The 15,685-nt window shown below is 71.9% G+C and carries 12 protein-coding genes; 7 read left to right on the forward strand and 5 right to left on the reverse strand.

Going from position 1 to position 15,685, the window contains the following annotated elements; all coding sequences use genetic code 11:
- Positions 1-65: 65 nt before the first annotated feature.
- Positions 66-1,694 (reverse strand): M4 family metallopeptidase, encoded by a 1,629-nt coding sequence (locus tag AB0R04_RS17310; RefSeq protein ID WP_363371939.1) that lies wholly within the window; start codon positions 1,692-1,694, stop codon positions 66-68.
- Between the two features lie 421 nt (positions 1,695-2,115).
- Positions 2,116-3,753, reverse strand: coding sequence for a M4 family metallopeptidase (locus tag AB0R04_RS17315; protein WP_363371941.1), 1,638 nt, complete (start codon positions 3,751-3,753; stop codon positions 2,116-2,118).
- Between the two features lie 493 nt (positions 3,754-4,246).
- On the opposite strand from AB0R04_RS17315, the gene AB0R04_RS17320 reads away from it, so the two are divergent.
- The 3 genes from AB0R04_RS17320 (at position 4,247) to AB0R04_RS17330 (ending at position 7,073) form a co-directional block, all read left to right on the forward strand.
- Positions 4,247-4,786, forward strand: coding sequence for a MarR family transcriptional regulator (locus AB0R04_RS17320; RefSeq protein WP_363371943.1), 540 nt, complete (start codon positions 4,247-4,249; stop codon positions 4,784-4,786).
- A 77-nt stretch (positions 4,787-4,863) separates the two neighbouring features.
- The gene (locus tag AB0R04_RS17325) at positions 4,864-5,205 is read left to right on the forward strand and encodes a DUF3817 domain-containing protein (protein ID WP_063347771.1); all 342 of its coding nucleotides are present in this window, start codon (positions 4,864-4,866) and stop codon (positions 5,203-5,205) included.
- Between the two features lie 182 nt (positions 5,206-5,387).
- The gene (locus AB0R04_RS17330; RefSeq protein WP_363371946.1) at positions 5,388-7,073 is read left to right on the forward strand and encodes a methylmalonyl-CoA mutase family protein; all 1,686 of its coding nucleotides are present in this window, start codon (positions 5,388-5,390) and stop codon (positions 7,071-7,073) included.
- An 89-nt stretch (positions 7,074-7,162) separates the two neighbouring features.
- On the opposite strand, the gene AB0R04_RS17335 is transcribed toward AB0R04_RS17330, so the two are convergent.
- On the reverse strand, positions 7,163-7,852 hold the full coding sequence (locus AB0R04_RS17335; RefSeq protein ID WP_079135619.1) for a TetR/AcrR family transcriptional regulator: 690 nt from the start codon (positions 7,850-7,852) through the stop codon (positions 7,163-7,165).
- A 365-nt stretch (positions 7,853-8,217) separates the two neighbouring features.
- Here AB0R04_RS17335 and AB0R04_RS17340 point away from each other — a divergent pair, with 365 nt between their 5' ends.
- From AB0R04_RS17340 to AB0R04_RS17355, 4 genes are all read left to right on the forward strand, one after another.
- Positions 8,218-9,210, forward strand: coding sequence for a tetratricopeptide repeat protein (locus AB0R04_RS17340; RefSeq protein ID WP_363371949.1), 993 nt, complete (start codon positions 8,218-8,220; stop codon positions 9,208-9,210).
- Between the two features lie 719 nt (positions 9,211-9,929).
- Positions 9,930-10,592: a DUF6230 family protein gene (locus tag AB0R04_RS17345; protein WP_063347768.1), complete on the forward strand. Its 663-nt coding sequence runs from the start codon at positions 9,930-9,932 to the stop codon at positions 10,590-10,592.
- 132 nt (positions 10,593-10,724) lie between these two features.
- Positions 10,725-11,366, forward strand: a complete 642-nt coding sequence (locus AB0R04_RS17350; RefSeq protein ID WP_363371953.1) for a DUF6114 domain-containing protein — start codon at positions 10,725-10,727, stop codon at positions 11,364-11,366.
- A complete protein-coding gene (locus tag AB0R04_RS17355) occupies positions 11,363-12,811 on the forward strand; it encodes a hypothetical protein (protein ID WP_363371956.1) in 1,449 nt (482 codons plus the stop codon). The genes AB0R04_RS17350 and AB0R04_RS17355 overlap by 4 nt, the downstream gene beginning before the upstream one ends.
- A gap of 124 nt (positions 12,812-12,935) precedes the next feature.
- On the opposite strand, the gene pyk is transcribed toward AB0R04_RS17355, so the two are convergent.
- Complete coding sequence (gene pyk / locus AB0R04_RS17360) at positions 12,936-14,363, reverse strand: pyruvate kinase (RefSeq protein WP_063347766.1); 1,428 nt, start codon at positions 14,361-14,363, stop codon at positions 12,936-12,938.
- Between the two features lie 94 nt (positions 14,364-14,457).
- Positions 14,458-15,672 (reverse strand): acetate kinase, encoded by a 1,215-nt coding sequence (locus AB0R04_RS17365; RefSeq protein WP_363371959.1) that lies wholly within the window; start codon positions 15,670-15,672, stop codon positions 14,458-14,460.
- Positions 15,673-15,685 lie beyond the last annotated feature (13 nt).

Here is a 15,685-nt window from a genome sequence, read left to right on the forward strand (position 1 = left end):
GCCTCCTCTCCCAAAGGGCCGCGGCAGCCTGTCGCCGTTTCTTACCGGGGGTGGCTAGGGGGTGGCTAGTTGACGTTGACGCCGCTCCACGCGGCCGCCACGGTCTTGTACTCGGTGCTGGTGGCGCCGTACAGGTCGGTCGCGGCCTTCAGGGTCGCCGTGCGGGCGGCCTTGTAGTTGGTGGTGGAGGTCATGTAGACGGTCAGCGCGCGGTACCAGATCGCGGCCGCCTTGGTCCGGCCGATGCCGGTGACCGTCGAGCCGTTGGAGGTCGGGCTGTTGTAGCTGACCCCGTTGACCACCTTGGCGCCGCTGCCCTCGGACAGCAGGTAGAAGAAGTGGTTGGCGATGCCCGAGGAGTAGTGGACGTCGAGGTTGCCGACGCCCGAGTACCAGGAGTCCGCGGAGCTGCCGTCCTTGGAGGGCTTGTCCATGTAGCGCAGCGGCTTGCCGTTGCCGAAGATGTTGAGCTTCTCGCCGATCAGGTAGTCCGGCGGGTCCGCGGGCAGGTTGGCCGACCACTCGACCATGGTGCCGAAGATGTCGGAGGTGGCCTCGTTGAGGCCGCCGGACTCGCCGGAGTAGTTGAGGTTCGCCGTGGCGGAGGTGACGCCGTGGGTCATCTCGTGGCCGGAGACGTCGATCGCGGTCAGCGGGTTGGTGTTGCCGGAGCCGTCCCCGTACGTCATGCAGAAGCAGGAGTCGTCCCAGAACGCGTTGACGTAGTTGGAGCCGTAGTGGACGCGGCTGGCGGCGCCGACGCCGTTGTTCTTGATGCCGTTGCGGCCGAAGGTGTTCTTGTAGTAGTCCCAGGTGGCCGCGGCGCCGTACTGGGCGTCCACGGCGGCGGACTCGCGGTTGGAGGCCAGGCCGTTGCCCCAGGAGTTGCTGGTCTTGGCGAACAGCGTGCCGTTGCCCGAGGTGGCGCCCTTGAGGTCGGTGGTGGACTGGCCGCCGCGCGTGGCGTCCTTCAGCGAGTAGGTCGAGCCGCTCTGGGTGGTGGTCAGCGTGACGGTGCCGACGTTGACGCCCTTGCCGGTGCCGGACGCGGTCTGCACCTGCTCGCGGGTGGACAGCACCTGGCCGGTGGCGGCGTCGGTGACGACCTGCTGGCTGCTCGGGGTGCCGTCGGCCCGCTCGCCGCGGACCACCGTGCGGTGGGCCAGCCGCGGCGCGCCGTCGGCCGCCCACACCACCAGCTCGGCCGCGCCCGCGCCGTCGACCCGGCTGAGCGCCGCCTCGTCCTCGTCGGCGGCCGTCCCGACGGTCGCCCGCACCGCGGCGGTGGCCCGCTCGGCCGCCTGCCCGGCGGCGAGGCCCGGGGCCAGGCTCGGCAGCGACAGGCTGCCGTCGAAGGCCCGGTCGACCGAGTCCACCGAGCCGTCGGCGCGCTGGTGGACGACCAGGTCGCCGCCGAGCACCGGCAGGCCGGCGTAGGTCCGCTCGTAGCGCAGGTGGCGTTCGCCGTTGGCGTCCGCGACGACGTCCTTGACCACCAGCCGCTCCTGGCCGCCGAGGGCCAGGGCCTGGGCGGCCGGGCTGCTCTGCCCGGCGGCCACCGCGAGCAGCGCCGCGCGCTGCTGCTCCGGCGACGGGGCGGCGGCCTGGGCGGCGGGGACGATGGCGATCTGGATCACGCCGGCGAGCAGGGCGGTGGCGGAGAGTACGGCGCCGGCTGTCAGCTTTCGCTTCACGTGCGGGGGTTCCTTCCACGAAACCGCGTGTGCGCGCGGTTGCGCCGCGTACCGGGGCGCCGGGGTTGGCGCCGTTGGGGCGGTAGGGCGCGGACGTGCTGCTCCCGTGCGGTACCTGACGATCCGTCGATGGGTGGGGGTGGCGGATGTCGGACGGGGCTTGGGCAGAAGCATGACAATCGATGGCAGGAAATGACAGACCACGGACAGGAATTGGCCGGGATCCGCCAGTGCTGGTGCGGATGGTTCGGCTGCCGCCCAGTGCCCGCTACGGGCGGTTCGTCCGGCTGGCGGGACTTCGCCACCCGGGGAGCGGAGTGGAGCGGGCATGCGGGGGAGGGTAGGCGCGCAAGGGGGTGTGCGGACGTCCGGGACCGCCTTCCGCGGAGGCCCCGGACGTCCTGTCACCGTGCGCCGTACGTCAGTTGACGTTGACGCCGCTCCACGCGGCCGCAACCGCCTTGTACTCGGCGCTGGTGGCGCCGTACAGGTCGGAGGCGGCCTTCAGGGTGCCGGTGCGGGCACTCGCGTAGTTGGTGGTGGAGGTGAAGTAGACGGTCAGCGCGCGGTACCAGATCTGCGCGGCCTTGTCCCGGCCGATGCCGGTGACGGCCGAGCCGTTGGAGGTCGGGCTGTTGTAGCTGAAGCCGTTGATGCTCTTCGCGCCGCTGCCCTCGGACAGCAGGTAGAAGAAGTGGTTGGCGATGCCCGAGGAGTAGTGGACGTCGAGGTTGCCGACGCCCGAGTACCAGGAGTCCGCCGAGCCGCCGTCCTTGCTGGGCTTGTCCATGTAGCGCAGCGGGGAGCCGTCGCCGTTCAGGTTGATCAGCTCGCCGATCCAGTAGTTCGGCGGGTTGGAGGGCAGGTTGGCGTAGAACTCGACCATCGTGCCGAAGATGTCGGAGGTGGCCTCGTTGAGGCCGCCGGACTCTCCGGAGTAGTTGAGGTTCGCCGTGGCGGAGGTGACGCCGTGGCTCATCTCGTGGCCGGCCACGTCGATCTCGGTGAGCGGGTGGGTGTTGCCGCTGCCGTCGCCGTAGGACATGCAGAAGCAGGCGTCGCTCCAGAACGCGTTGACGTAGTTGGAGCCGTAGTGCACCCGGCTGGTCGCGCCGACGCCGTTGTTCTTGATGCCGTTGCGGCCGAAGGTGTTCTTGTAGAAGTCCCAGGTGGCGGACGCGCCGTACTGGGCGTCCACGGCGGCGGACTCGCTGTTGGAGGCCAGGCCGTTGCCGAAGGCGTTGGTCGAGTTGGCGACCAGCGTGCCGGTGCCGGAGGTCTTGTTCTTCAGGTTGACGGTCGACTGGCCGCCGCGCGTGGCGTCCTTCAGCTGGTACGAGCTGCCGCTCTGGGTGGTGGTCAGCGGGACGCTGCCGACGAAGACGCCCTTGCCGGTGCCGGAGGCGGTCTGCACCTGCTCGTGGGTGGACAGCACCTGGCCGGTGGCGGCGTCGGTGACCAGCAGCTGGCTGCTGGGGGTGCCGTCGGCGCGCACGCCCTCGACGGTGGTCCGGTACGCCAGGCGCGGGCTGCCGTCGCTCGCCCAGACCACCAGCTCGGCCTTGCCGGTCTGGTGCACGGCCGCCAGCGGGGACTCGTCCTTGTCCGCGGCGACGCCGACGGTGGCCTGGACGGCGCCGGTGGCCTGCGCGGCGGCCTTGTCGGCCGGGATCTGCGGGGCCAGGCTCGACAGGCTCAGCTGCGCGGAGACCGCCTTGTCGACCGACTGCACCGCGCCGCGGGCGTTCTGGTGGACGACCAGGTCGCCGCCGAGCACGGGCAGTCCGGCGTAGGTGCGCTCGAAGCGCAGGTGCCGGGTGCCGTCCTGGTCCACCACGGCGTCCTTCGCCACCAGTTGCTCCTGGCCGCCGAGGGCGAGGGCCTTCGCCAGCGGGCCGGACTGGCCGCCCGCCAGGGCGAGCGCCGCCGCGTGCTGCTCGGCGGCCTGCGCCTGCGCCGCGGGGATCGGGCTGGCCTGGGCGGCGGTGCTCACCTGGACGACGCCGGTGAGCAGGGCGGTGGCGGAGAGTACGGCGACTGCTGCGAGCTTTCGCTTCACGGACGAGTCCTTCCGGGTAACCGCGTGTGGGCGGTCGCGCCTCGTCCCGGGGGCCGGGGTCGGCACCTGAGGGGCGGGACGGGCGCTGACGTGCGGACCCCGTGCGGCCGAGCGGCGAGCCACCGGTGGGTGGGGGTGGTGGCTACCGGACGGGGTTGGCGGAAAGCATGACAATCGAGCAAATCAAATGACAGGTCTTGCTCATGAATTGGCCAAGTCCCGCCAGCCGGAAGGATTGTGAACGGGCGGACAAAAGGTGCGAATCACCCTGCCTTTCAGCGGGTTACCATCCGAACCGAGGCCTGATAGTGCGGCTGCGGACCGATCGGCCGTCAACTCCGCTGCGCCCCGCTCCCGTTGCCGTGCATTCACACCGGTGCAATGTCCTGGTATGGACCTGGCCGCCCTTTTGGCGGGTTCCCGCCACGCGTCGCGCTTGTCCACCATCAGGACGGCTGGTAGCACCCGTCCCGTCCGCCGGTACGGTAAGGAGGTGCCCAAGCCCCTAGCCCTCGACTTCGACCCGATCGCCCGCGCCGACGAGCTCTGGACCCGCCGCTGGGGCGGGGTCCCCTCGATGGCGGCGATCACCTCGATCATGCGAGCCCACCAGATCCTGCTCTCCCGGGTCGACGCGGTGCTCAAGCCGTACGGGCTGACCTTCGCCCGGTACGAGGCGCTGGTGCTGCTGACCTTCAGCCGGACCGGCGAGCTCTCGCTGTCCAAGATCGGCGAGCGGCTCATGGTCCATCCGACCAGCGTCACCAACACCGTCGACCGGCTGGAGCGGGCCGGCCTGGTCGCCCGCCGCCCCAACCCGCTGGACGGCCGCGGCGTGCTGGCCGCGATCACCGGCCGCGGCCGTGAGACGGTCGAGGAGGCCACCCGGGAGCTCATGGCGATGGAGTTCGGGCTGGAGGAGTACGACACCGAGCAGTGTCGGCAGGTGTTCGAACTGCTCAGGCCGCTGCGGATCGCCGCCGGCGACTTCACCGACGAACGCGACGAGGGGGCTGCGCGGGAGCGGCCGTGAGGACGGCTACCCTCGTGGGAGCGGTGCGCGGATCCGGGCGTACCGGTCGATCCCTGCCGAACGAGGCGATGAAGAGTATGAAGGCGACCCCCCTGCTGGGCTGGTACCGGGCCCTGGCCATTGCGACCGGTGTGGCCCTGCTGGTGTTCTGCGGCTTCATGGTCGCGAAGTACGGCTTCGACGCGGCCGAGGACCTGACCACGTACGTCGCGATGCTGCACGGCTACCTGTACATCGGGTACTTCGTGGTGACCTTCCTGCTCGGGCAGAAGCTCAAGTGGCCGCTCGGCCGGATGATCCTGACCCTGGCCGCCGGCTGCATCCCGTTCGCCTCCTTCGTCTTCGAGCGCAAGGTGGTCCGCGAGGCCGCCGAGCGGCTCCCGGCCGGCGGCGACGCCCGCCAGCCCGCCGGCGTCTGATCCGACGCCCCGGCGAGTGCCCCTTCCCCCGCGGGGGAAGGGGCACTGCGCGTTTTGGCCCCCGGCGTTTCGACCCCGGCATCCATCGACAGCTGCTAGGACGTCCGAGTAAATTAGTAGGACGTCCTAATAGCTGTGCCGCCCCGGTGCCGTGGCGGCCGTACGGAGCGGAGTTCGGGGTCATGGACGCCGAGGAGATCGAGCGCGGACGGCAGCGCTGGCAGCAGCGGTACGACAGCGCCCGCAAGCGGGACGCGGACTTCACCACCCTGTCCGGCGACGAGGTCGAGCCGATGTACGGGCCCGCCCCCGGGCAGGCCGTCGAGGGCTTCGAGCGGATCGGCTGGCCGGGCGAGTACCCCTTCACCCGCGGGCTGCACCCGACCGGCTACCGGGGCCGCACCTGGACCATCCGCCAGTTCGCCGGCTTCGGCAACGCGCAGCAGACCAACGAGCGCTACCGGATGATCCTGGAGGCGGGCGGCGGCGGCCTCTCGGTCGCCTTCGACATGCCCACCCTGATGGGCTACGACTCCGACGACGCCAAGTCGCTCGGCGAGGTGGGCCACTGCGGCGTCGCCATCGACTCGGCCGCCGACATGGAGGTGCTGTTCCACGGCATCCCGCTCGGCGAGGTCACCACCTCGATGACGATCAGCGGCCCGGCCGTCCCGATCTTCTGCATGTACCTGGTCGCCGCCGAGCGCCAGGGCGTCGACCCGGCGGTGCTCAACGGCACCCTGCAGACGGACATCTTCAAGGAGTACATCGCCCAGAAGGAGTGGCTCTTCGCCCCCGAGCCGCACCTGCGGCTGATCGGCGACCTGATGGCGTACTGCGCCCAGGGCATCCCCGCGTACAAGCCGCTGTCCGTCTCCGGCTACCACATCCGCGAGGCCGGGGCGACGGCCGCGCAGGAGCTCGCGTACACCCTCGCCGACGGCTTCGCCTACGTCGAGCTGGGCCTGTCCCGGGGCCTGGACGTGGACGTCTTCGCGCCCGGCCTGTCCTTCTTCTTCGACGCGCACCTGGACTTCTTCGAGGAGATCGCCAAGTTCCGCGCCGCGCGCCGGATCTGGGCCCGCTGGATGCGCGACCGCTTCGGCGCCAAGACCGACAAGGCGCAGTGGCTGCGCTTCCACACCCAGACCGCCGGCGTCTCGCTGACCGCGCAGCAGCCGTACAACAACGTGGTCCGCACCGCCGTGGAGGCGCTGTCCGCGGTGCTCGGCGGCACCAACTCGCTGCACACCAACGCCCTGGACGAGACCCTGGCGCTGCCCTCCGAGCAGGCCGCCGAGATCGCCCTGCGCACCCAGCAGGTGCTGATGGAGGAGACCGGCGTCGCCAACGTGGCCGACCCGCTGGGCGGTTCCTGGTACGTCGAGGCGCTCACCGACCGGATCGAGCAGCAGGCCGAGGCGATCTTCCAGCGGATCCTCGACAAGGGCCGCGAGGACCACGGGATCGGCCCGATCACCTCCGGCATCCTGCGCGGGATCGAGGAGGGCTGGTTCACCGGCGAGATCGCCGAGGCGGCCTTCCAGTACCAGCAGTCGGTGGAGAAGGGGGACAAGCGCGTGGTCGGCGTCAACTGCCACCCGCGCAGCGTCACCCCCGAACTGGAGATCCTGCGGGTCAGCCACGAGGTCGAACGCGAGCAGGTGCGGGTGCTGCGCGAGCGCAAGGAGGCCCGGGACGAGGCGGCGGTGCGGGCCGGGCTGGACGCCATGCTGGCGGCCGCGCGCTCGGGCGAGTCGATGATCCCGCCGATGCTGGACGCGGTGCGCGCCGAGGCGACCCTGGGCGAGATCTGCAACGCGCTGCGCGAGGAGTGGGGGACGTACCGGGAGAACGCGTCCTTCTAGGACGTGCCGGTGGGCCGCCCCGTACGGAGCTTCTTCGTGCGGGGCGGCTTTGCCGTGCCCTCGGCCGGGCGGGAATTTTGAAACACGCCCTAGTCGCCCAGCAGGCTGGGAAAGGGGCCGAGCAGCAGGTTGGTGAAGCGGCGGGTCCAGTCGGCGGTGATCGGCTCGCCGCTGACCAGGACGCGGTGCTCGACCGTCCCGGCGATGGTGTCGAAGATGATGTCGATCTCCTCGCGGGCCGTCCGCGGGTCGGCGTCCGGGGCGAGTTCGCCGCGCGTCTGGGCGGCCGCCCGGCCCTGCCGGACCAGGCGCTTCTGCGGGTCGACGATGGCCTCCCGGATCCGGCGGCGCAGGTGCGGGTCGCGGGTGCCCTCGGCGAACAGCGCGAGCAGCGCGGCCTGGGTCTCGGGGCGGGCCAGCAGGTCGGCGAACTGGGCGACCACTGCCTCGATGTCGGCCCGCAGGCTGCCGAGGTCGGGCATCACCAGGTCGTCGAAGAGGCTGGCGACGGCGTCCACCACGAGTTCGTTCTTGGACGGCCAGCGGCGGTAGAGGGTGGTCTTGGCGACCTTGGCGCGGGTCGCGACGTGGCCCATGGTCAGCCCGCCCCAGCCGAGTTCGGCGAGGGCCTCGCGGGTGGCGTCGAGGATGGCGCGGTCGGCGGCGGCACTGCGCGGGCGCCCCTTGGCCCTGGTCGTGGCACCTGCCGAGGGGGCGGGTCCGTCCGCGGTCTCCGGGCCTGTGACGTCCGGGTTCGCGGGGGGCTGGGGGGCCGGCAACCGGGCCTCCTTGCGCTCTACTGGTGAGTAACATGGGTGGGGCTGGTAACGGTAGCGGCTGTTCGCCCGTTCGGGCAGCCGGGCCGCCCCGGAAAGTGGGGCAGGTCACGTCGCGGAACCGCCGGTGGGGCTTGCGGCCGGGACCCCGGCTCCAGTTACGCTACGACTCGTAGCGAAAGCAGTGACAACCAGGCGCCGCACCCGTGGGACGGGGCGGCGCGGGCGCGGGTGGGGATCCGCGCCGAACGGTTCAGGCTACCGGGGGAGGGCCACCGCGCCCGGGAATCCGCGCCGCGCGGCCCGCGCGGGGCGACTTTCCCGAGGTTGGTTGCCCGCAGGCGGCGCGGACGGGGGAGGATGGTGCCATGCAGCCACGGAATTCGCGTCTCAACAGCTCCGCCCTGCGCGGTGCGGTCGACCTCGCCGCAGTGAAGGCAGCCGGCGAGGCTGCCCAGAAGGCCGAGCAGGCCCGGGTCGAGCGGGCCCGCCAGGCGGCCGCCGACGAAGCGGCCGGAGTCGCCCCCGAGCAGTCCGCCTACGCGCTCGTCATCGACGTCACCGAGGACACCTTCGAGTCCGAGGTCGTCCAGCGCTCCACCGAAGTGCCGGTCGTCATCGACTTCTGGGCCGAGTGGTGCGGCCCCTGCAAGCAGCTCAGCCCGATCCTGGAGGGCCTGGCCGAGGAGTACGCCGGCCGGTTCGTGCTCGCCAAGATCGACGTGGACGCCAACCCGCTGATCTCCCAGCAGTTCGGCATCCAGGGCATCCCGGCCGTGATGGCCGTGGTGGCCGGCCAGTTGGTGCCGCTGTTCCAGGGCGCCGAGAGCGCGGCCAACGTCCGCAAGGTGCTGGACCAGCTGATCCTGGTCGCCGAGCAGCGCTTCGGCGTGGTCGGCGGCGCCGGGGCTCCGGGCGAGGCGCCGGACGCCGCCCCGCAGCGGCCGGAGGACCCGGCCCTGGCCGCCGCGCACGACGCGCTGGACAGCGGCGACCTGGGCGGCGCCGTCCAGGCCTACCGGAACGTGCTGGCCGACCAGCCGGGCAACACCGAGGCCAGGCTGGGCCTCGCCCAGGCCGAACTGCTGCAGCGGATCGAGAGCGTGGACCCGCAGGCCGTCCGCACCGCGGCCGCGGCCGACCCGAAGGACGTCGAGGCCCAGCTGCGGGCGGCCGACCTGGACCTGGTGGGCGGTCACGTCGAGGACGCCTTCGGCCGGCTGGTGGACACCGTCGGCCGGACCGCCGGTGAGGACCGGGACGCCGCCCGGCTGCGCCTGCTGGAGCTGTTCGAGGTGATCGGCCCGGAGGACCCGCGGGTCACCGCGGCCCGCACCGCGCTGGCGCGCGTGCTGTTCTGACGCCCCCTCCGGTCCGGTCCCGGCCGGTCCCGGGCGGATCCTGGCACGGCGGATGACCTGCGGTGTCGCCGGGTGATTTGGCGACAATCCGGTCAACCGGACAGAGGTTTACCAAATCTTGACAACACCCGTGGACAGTCACACTTGGTGACTGTCCACGGGTGTTTCGTTCGTGTTTCCGGCGGATTTCTTCGTCACGTTTCCTTCATGACGTCACGCACGGTGCATGCCACGCCGATTCCGCGGTCAACGCCGCCGGGTGTTGCATTACCCGTCAGTAAGGAACCTCTTGTGCTTCGCCCGGGATTCGAGCACGATCGGCGACGCCCGGTCCCTGACTCCACACCCTCCGATCCGGTCGGCCACATGGAGCGCGGGATCCCCACCGGGTGATCCGCCGGCCCCGGTCGGCGGTAGGGAGGGCAGGGGGGTATCCGCGGTCCCACGGCGGTTCCTGTCCTTCGACCGGCCGCGCGGCCCTGCGCGGTCGCTGGTTGTCGCTCGGGGGTGATCGCCGATGTCGTCGGTCCTGCCCGCCGCCCCGCAAGGACGGCCGGTGGAGGGACGGGAGTGCCGCTGTGTGCCGGCCGCTCCCGCGTCCGACGACGCCCAAGGCGCTCTCCGCTACCGAGGACGTAGCTCTCTCCCATCCCAGTCCCCCACCGGCGCGGGCTCGCCGCCGGGGAGCCGGAGATGTACGTCCTAGAAGGAGGACTCGCATGTCCCAGACCTACGGCAAGACCCGCTGGAAGCGCTTCGCCCTGGTGATGGTGCCGAGCATCGCGGCCACCGCGATGGTCGGCGCCGCCATGGCCAACAACGCGCTGGCGGCTTCGTTCAGCGTCTCCGGCCAGAGCTTCAAGGTCACCACGCCGGAGCTGCACGGCAAGAACTTCGCCCAGTTCGGCTCGATCGACGCCGAGGTGAACGGCACTCCGCACCCGGTCGCCGTCTCGGCCTTCGACGAGGCCACCATCAAGGGCCTCTGCCAGTCGGTGGTGACCGACCCCAACGTCATCCCCGGCCTGCCGTGGAAGCTGCCCAAGATCGTCCTTCGCCTGGAGGCGGGCAACAGCGACGACGTCAAGAAGCAGGTCTACGCCAAGAACCTGCTGATCGACCTCGACCAGCTGAACGCGGACGCCGAGTTCACCAACATCAACATCGGCCAGGACGCCTCGACCCTCAAGGGCGAGGCCACCCAGGGCTGGAAGTCCAAGCTCGGCGGCCTGCCGTCCGGCGCGACCGGCTTCGCCCAGGCCGCCGACAAGGCCGACCTGTACAACGTGCAGCAGACCGCCTGGGCCACCTCGGCCGGCACCTTCAAGCTCCCCGGCCTGAAGCTCGCGCTGCACACCGACGGCACCGGCGAGTGCTACTAGGCCGTTGACGGGCGGCGGACCGGGCCCGGTCCGCCGCCCCGACGGCACCCGAGGGACCGGTGGCGGCGCGTGTGCCGTCGCCGGATCCCGTGTCTCGTCCATCCCTCGTTCACACCATCGAGGAGCTGCACCGTGTCCAGCGCCCTTGCCTCATTCCGGCCCGCCGAGCACGAGAACCCCGTCCAGTGGCTGCGCCGGGTGTTCCGTACCTTCCGTCGGACGCGGCCGTACTACGGCGGCCTGCTGGCCATGATCGCCGGCGTCCCGATCATGTACTTCCCGTACGCCAAGCTCTCGTTGGGCGGCATGACGGTGGCCATGGCCACCACGGCGGGCGCCGGATCGCTGATCATCGGCGTGCTGCTGATCGTGCTCGGGCTGACCGCGTGGTTCCAGCCGACCGTGCGGGTCTTCGCGGGAGTCGCCACCACCCTGCTGACGCTGGTCTCGATCCCGGTCTCCAACCTGGCCGGGTTCGGCCTGGCGCTGCTGCCGGGTCTGATCGGCGGCGGTCTGATGGCGTCCTGGGCGCCGCTGCCGGAGCCGAAGGCGGCCAAGGCCGACGTCGCCGCGAGCGTCGCCGCCGAGGCCCCTGCTCCTGAGGCCCTCGCCTCCGAAACCCCTGCCTCCGAGGCCGCCGTCGCCGAGACCGCGGTCGTCGCCGGGAGCGTCGCCACCGAGCCCGCGGCCGCCGAAGCGCCCACCGCGAAGCTGCCCGCACAGGCCGCTTCGAACGAGCAGGCCGTCGCCGTGGACCCGAAGGAGGCGCGGTGAGCGCGTCGGAGGACCAACCGCAGCGCGCCGGTCGACACGCGGCGCCGCGCACGCCCGTCCGGGTCCGGCTGAGAGGCCGCGCGCTGGCGATGGCCGCGGTGCCGACGGCGCTGCTGATGGCCGCCGCGTACACCCCCAACCCGGCCGTCGCCGAGTCCACGGCGGGCAAGCCCTGCGGTACCGCGCCCGCCACCGTGCCGGACGTCGCGCCGCTGGAGACGCCCGTCCCCAAGAGCGAGCTGCCCGAGCCGCCGCCCGGTCCGTCCACGGCGCCCTCGACGGTGCCTTCCACGGCGCCTTCGACGGGGCCGAGCGCGATCCCCACCCAGACGCCGACCACCGCGCCCACCCAGCAGCCCTCCGTGCCGGCCGGTACGCCGAGCGCCGACGCGACGCCGACCGGCGCCCCGACCGGCGCGGCCACCGCCCCGGCGACCACGCCGTCGGCCGCCCGCTCCGCCGCCGTCGGCGGTTCGGACACGGTCCACCGGGCCGGGCTGATCGACGACGTCCTGGGCGGCGTCAACCACCTGCTGGACCCGGGTGGTTCACCGAGCCCGACGCCGAGCGCCAAGTCGACCGGCACCCCCGCGCCGGCCACCACCCAGGCCCCCGCGCCGGCCGCCCCGGCCCCGCGCGCCGGGACGCCGGCCCAGCCGCAGGCCCCGACGACCGGGGCCCCGGCCGACGCACAGCCCGGCACCCCGCCGCCCGCCGCCGGCAGCGGCGAGCAGACCCCGGCGGGCGACCAGGCCTCGCCCGCCGCGACGGCCCCCGCCGCCGGTGGCCCGGCCGGCGCCACCACGGGGAAGCCGAGCGGCAAGGCGAGCCCGAGGACGGCCCCCGCCACCCCGTCCGGGGCCGCCACCGACACCCCGTCGTCCTCGCCGAGTGCCAACCCCAACTGCGCGGTGGACACCAGCGGCCTGACCGCCGGCGCGCCTGCCACCGGGGACGTCGTCCCGCAGCAGAACTGGACGCTGGCGACCAGCCGGCTGGCGCTGCACGGCGCGGCCTTCCACGGCGTCTACGACGTGCGGACCCCGACCGGCACCAAGCGGGTGCTGAAGTTCGTGGTGGACACCGTCGACATCGACAACCTCGACATGTCGACGTTGCAGGGCAACGGCAAGACCTTCCACGTGAAGGGCGCCCCCGGCTCGACCTCGACCATGCGCAAGGGCCCGGTCACGATGTACGTGGAGCGGCTGTCCGGCCACCTCTCCAAGGTGCTCGGCCTGCCGATCCCGATCGACCTGGGCGAGATCACCCTCACCCCGGACACCCTGCCGCGCTGGCTGTACGACCTGATCGGCTCGATCCCGATCCCGCTGGACCTGGAGCTGACCGGGGTCACCGCCAAGCAGGCCGGCCAGTTCGGCGGCACGCTGACCATCCCCGGCATGCGCCTGTTCAACGACGACGCGCCGTACAGCGACAAGTAGACGCGCCGTACAGCGACGAGTAGGCGACCGGCAGCCGCGCCACGGCGGCGGCGACGTCGCGAGAACGCCCGTGGGGCGGCCCTCCACCGGAGGACCGCCCCACGGGCGTCGGTGCCACGGGGTGTTACTCGCCCCGGGTGCCCAGGTGGTGCACCTGGACCATGTTGGTGTTGCCGGGGATGCCGGGGGGCGAGCCGGCGGTGACGATGACGGTCGCGCCCTCGGCGAGCTGGCCCATGCTGAGCAGCTCGCGGTCGACCTGGGCGACCATCGCGTCGGTGGACCCGACCTGCTCGGTGACGTGCGCCTCGACGCCCCAGCTCAGCGAGAGCTGGTTGCGGGTGGCGACGTCCGGGGTGAACGCGATCACCGGGATCGGCGAACGGTAGCGGGACAGGCGGCGGGCGGTGTCACCGGACTTGGTGAACGCGACCAGCGCCTGGCCGTTCAGGAAGTCGCCCAGCTCGCACGCGGCGCGGGCGATCGAGCCGCCCTGGGTGCGCGGCTTGCGGCCCGGGTTGAGCGGCTGGAGGCCCTGGGACAGCAGCTCCTCCTCGGCCCTCTCGGCGATCCGGCTCATGGTGCGGACGGTCTCGATCGGGTACTTGCCGACGCTCGACTCGGCGGACAGCATGACCGCGTCGGTGCCGTCCAGGATGGCGTTGGCGACGTCGGAGACCTCGGCGCGGGTGGGGCGCGAGGCGTGGATCATCGACTCCATCATCTGGGTGGCGACGATGACGGGCTTGGCGTTGCGGCGGGCCAGCGTGATCAGCTGCTTCTGGACCAGCGGCACCCGCTCCAGCGGGTACTCGACGGCCAGGTCGCCGCGGGCGACCATGATGGCGTCGAAGGCGAGGACGATCTCCTCCATGGCCTCGACGGCCTGCGGCTTCTCGATCTTGGCGATGACCGGCACGCGGATGCCGACCTCGTCCATGACCTCGTGGACGTCCTTGACGTCGTCCGCGTTGCGGACGAAGGACAGGGCGACCATGTCGACGCCCAGGCGCAGCGAGAAGCGCAGGTCGTCCTTGTCCTTCTCGGACAGGGCGGGCACGTTCACGGCCGCGCCGGGCAGGTTGATGCCCTTGTTGTTCGAGAGCACGCCGCCCTCGATCACCACGGTCTTCACCCGCGGGCCGTCGACGCTGACGACCTCCAGGGCGATGACGCCGTCGTTGATCAGGATCGGGTCGCCGGGCTTGACGTCGCCGGGCAGGCCCTTGTAGGTGGTGCCGCAGATGTGCTGGTCACCGGGGACGTCCTCGGTGGTGATGGTGAACTCGTCGCCGTTGTCGACGGTCACCGGGCCGTTGGCGAAGGTCGCCAGACGGATCTTGGGACCCTGGAGGTCGGCCAGGACGCCGATGGCCTTGCCGGTGTCCTCCGAGACCTGGCGGACCTTGCGGTACCGCTCCTCGTGGTCCGCGTGGTTGCCGTGGCTCATGTTCAGTCGGGCGACGTTCATGCCCGCCTCGACGATGGCCTTCAGCTGTTCGTAGGAGTCCGTCGCCGGACCCAGGGTGCAGACAATTTTCGCTCGGCGCATATGGATCAGTCTATCCGTTCGTGTTATAGGTGCATTCGGCACGAATCGTGAGGAATCGCCAACGAAGGATCCCGAGGGGCGAGACGGCGTCCGGTCAGTCCCCGGACCGCCGGTGGACCAGTGCGAAGGCCTGTCGGGCGATCTCCAGTTCCTCGTCGGTGGGCACCACGGCGACCGCCACCCGGGCGTACGCGGGCGAGATGATCCGGGCCTCACCGGAGCGCACCGAGTTCAGCTCGGGGTCGACCGCGATGCCCAGTTCGTCCAGCCCGGCGGTGGCCGCCGCGCGCACTGGCGCCGCGTTCTCCCCGACGCCCGCGGTGAACGCGATCGCGTCCACCCGGCCGAGCACGGCGTAGTAGCCGCCGATGTACTTGCGCAGCCGGTGGATGTACGCGTCGAAGGCGAGCTTCGCGTCGGCGTCCCCGGCCTCGGCCCGGCGCATGATCTCGCGCATGTCGTTGTCGCCGCACAGGCCGCGCAGACCGCTGCGGCGGTTGAGCAGGTCGTCGATCTCGTCGATCGACAGCCCGCCCACCCGGTGCAGGTGGAACACCACACCGGCGTCGATGTCGCCCGAACGGGTGCCCATGACCAGGCCCTCCAGCGGGGTCAGGCCCATCGAGGTGTCCAGGCAGCGACCGCCGGCGACCGCCGAGGCGGAGGCGCCGTTGCCCAGGTGCAGCACGATCACGTTCACCTCGGCCGGGTCCTTGCCGAGCAGCCGGGCGGTGGCCCGCGAGACGTACTGGTGCGAGGTGCCGTGGAAGCCGTAGCGGCGCACCCGGTGCTCGTCGGCCACGGCCTTGTCGATCGCGTACCGGGCCGAGAACTCGGGCATCGAGGCGTGGAAGGCGGTGTCGAAGACGGCCACCTGGGGGAGGTCCGGGCGCAGCGCGCGGGCCACCTCGATGCCGGTGACGTTGGCCGGGTTGTGCAGCGGCGCGACCGGGATCAGCCGGCGGATCTCCTTGAGCACGTCGTCGGTGACGACGGTCGGCTCGGTGAACCGCTTGCCGCCGTGCACCACCCGGTGGCCGATCGCGGCCAGCTCGGGGGAGTCCAGCCCGAGGCCGTCGGCGGCCAGCTCCTCGGCGACGGCCTTCAGGGCGGCGGAGTGGTCCGGGAAGAGCTGCGGCAGCTCGCGCGGCCCGCCCGCGTGCGGGGTGTGCACCAGCCGCCCGCCGGGCTCGCCGATCCGCTCCACCAGGCCGGAGGCCAGCCGGGCACCGTCCAGCATGTCGATCAGCTGGTACTTCACCGACGAGGAGCCGGCGTTCAGCACGAGAACGCGCGTTCCTTCGCTCATGCGGCCACCTCGC

The organism is Kitasatospora sp. NPDC056731, from assembly GCF_040687675.1.
Classification (GTDB): domain Bacteria; phylum Actinomycetota; class Actinomycetes; order Streptomycetales; family Streptomycetaceae; genus Kitasatospora.

What these genes read in the sequence shown, in the direction of transcription:
- pyk (WP_063347766.1), bottom strand. Translation starts at nt 14,363, where the DNA reads ATGCGCCGAGCGAAAATTGTCTGCACCCTGGGTCCGGCGACGGACTCC.
- AB0R04_RS17325 (WP_063347771.1), top strand. Translation starts at nt 4,864, where the DNA reads ATGAAGGCGACCCCCCTGCTGGGCTGGTACCGGGCCCTGGCCATTGCG.
- AB0R04_RS17345 (WP_063347768.1), top strand. Translation starts at nt 9,930, where the DNA reads ATGTCCCAGACCTACGGCAAGACCCGCTGGAAGCGCTTCGCCCTGGTG.
- AB0R04_RS17365 (WP_363371959.1), bottom strand. Translation starts at nt 15,672, where the DNA reads ATGAGCGAAGGAACGCGCGTTCTCGTGCTGAACGCCGGCTCCTCGTCG.
- AB0R04_RS17330 (WP_363371946.1), top strand. Translation starts at nt 5,388, where the DNA reads ATGGACGCCGAGGAGATCGAGCGCGGACGGCAGCGCTGGCAGCAGCGG.
- AB0R04_RS17340 (WP_363371949.1), top strand. Translation starts at nt 8,218, where the DNA reads ATGCAGCCACGGAATTCGCGTCTCAACAGCTCCGCCCTGCGCGGTGCG.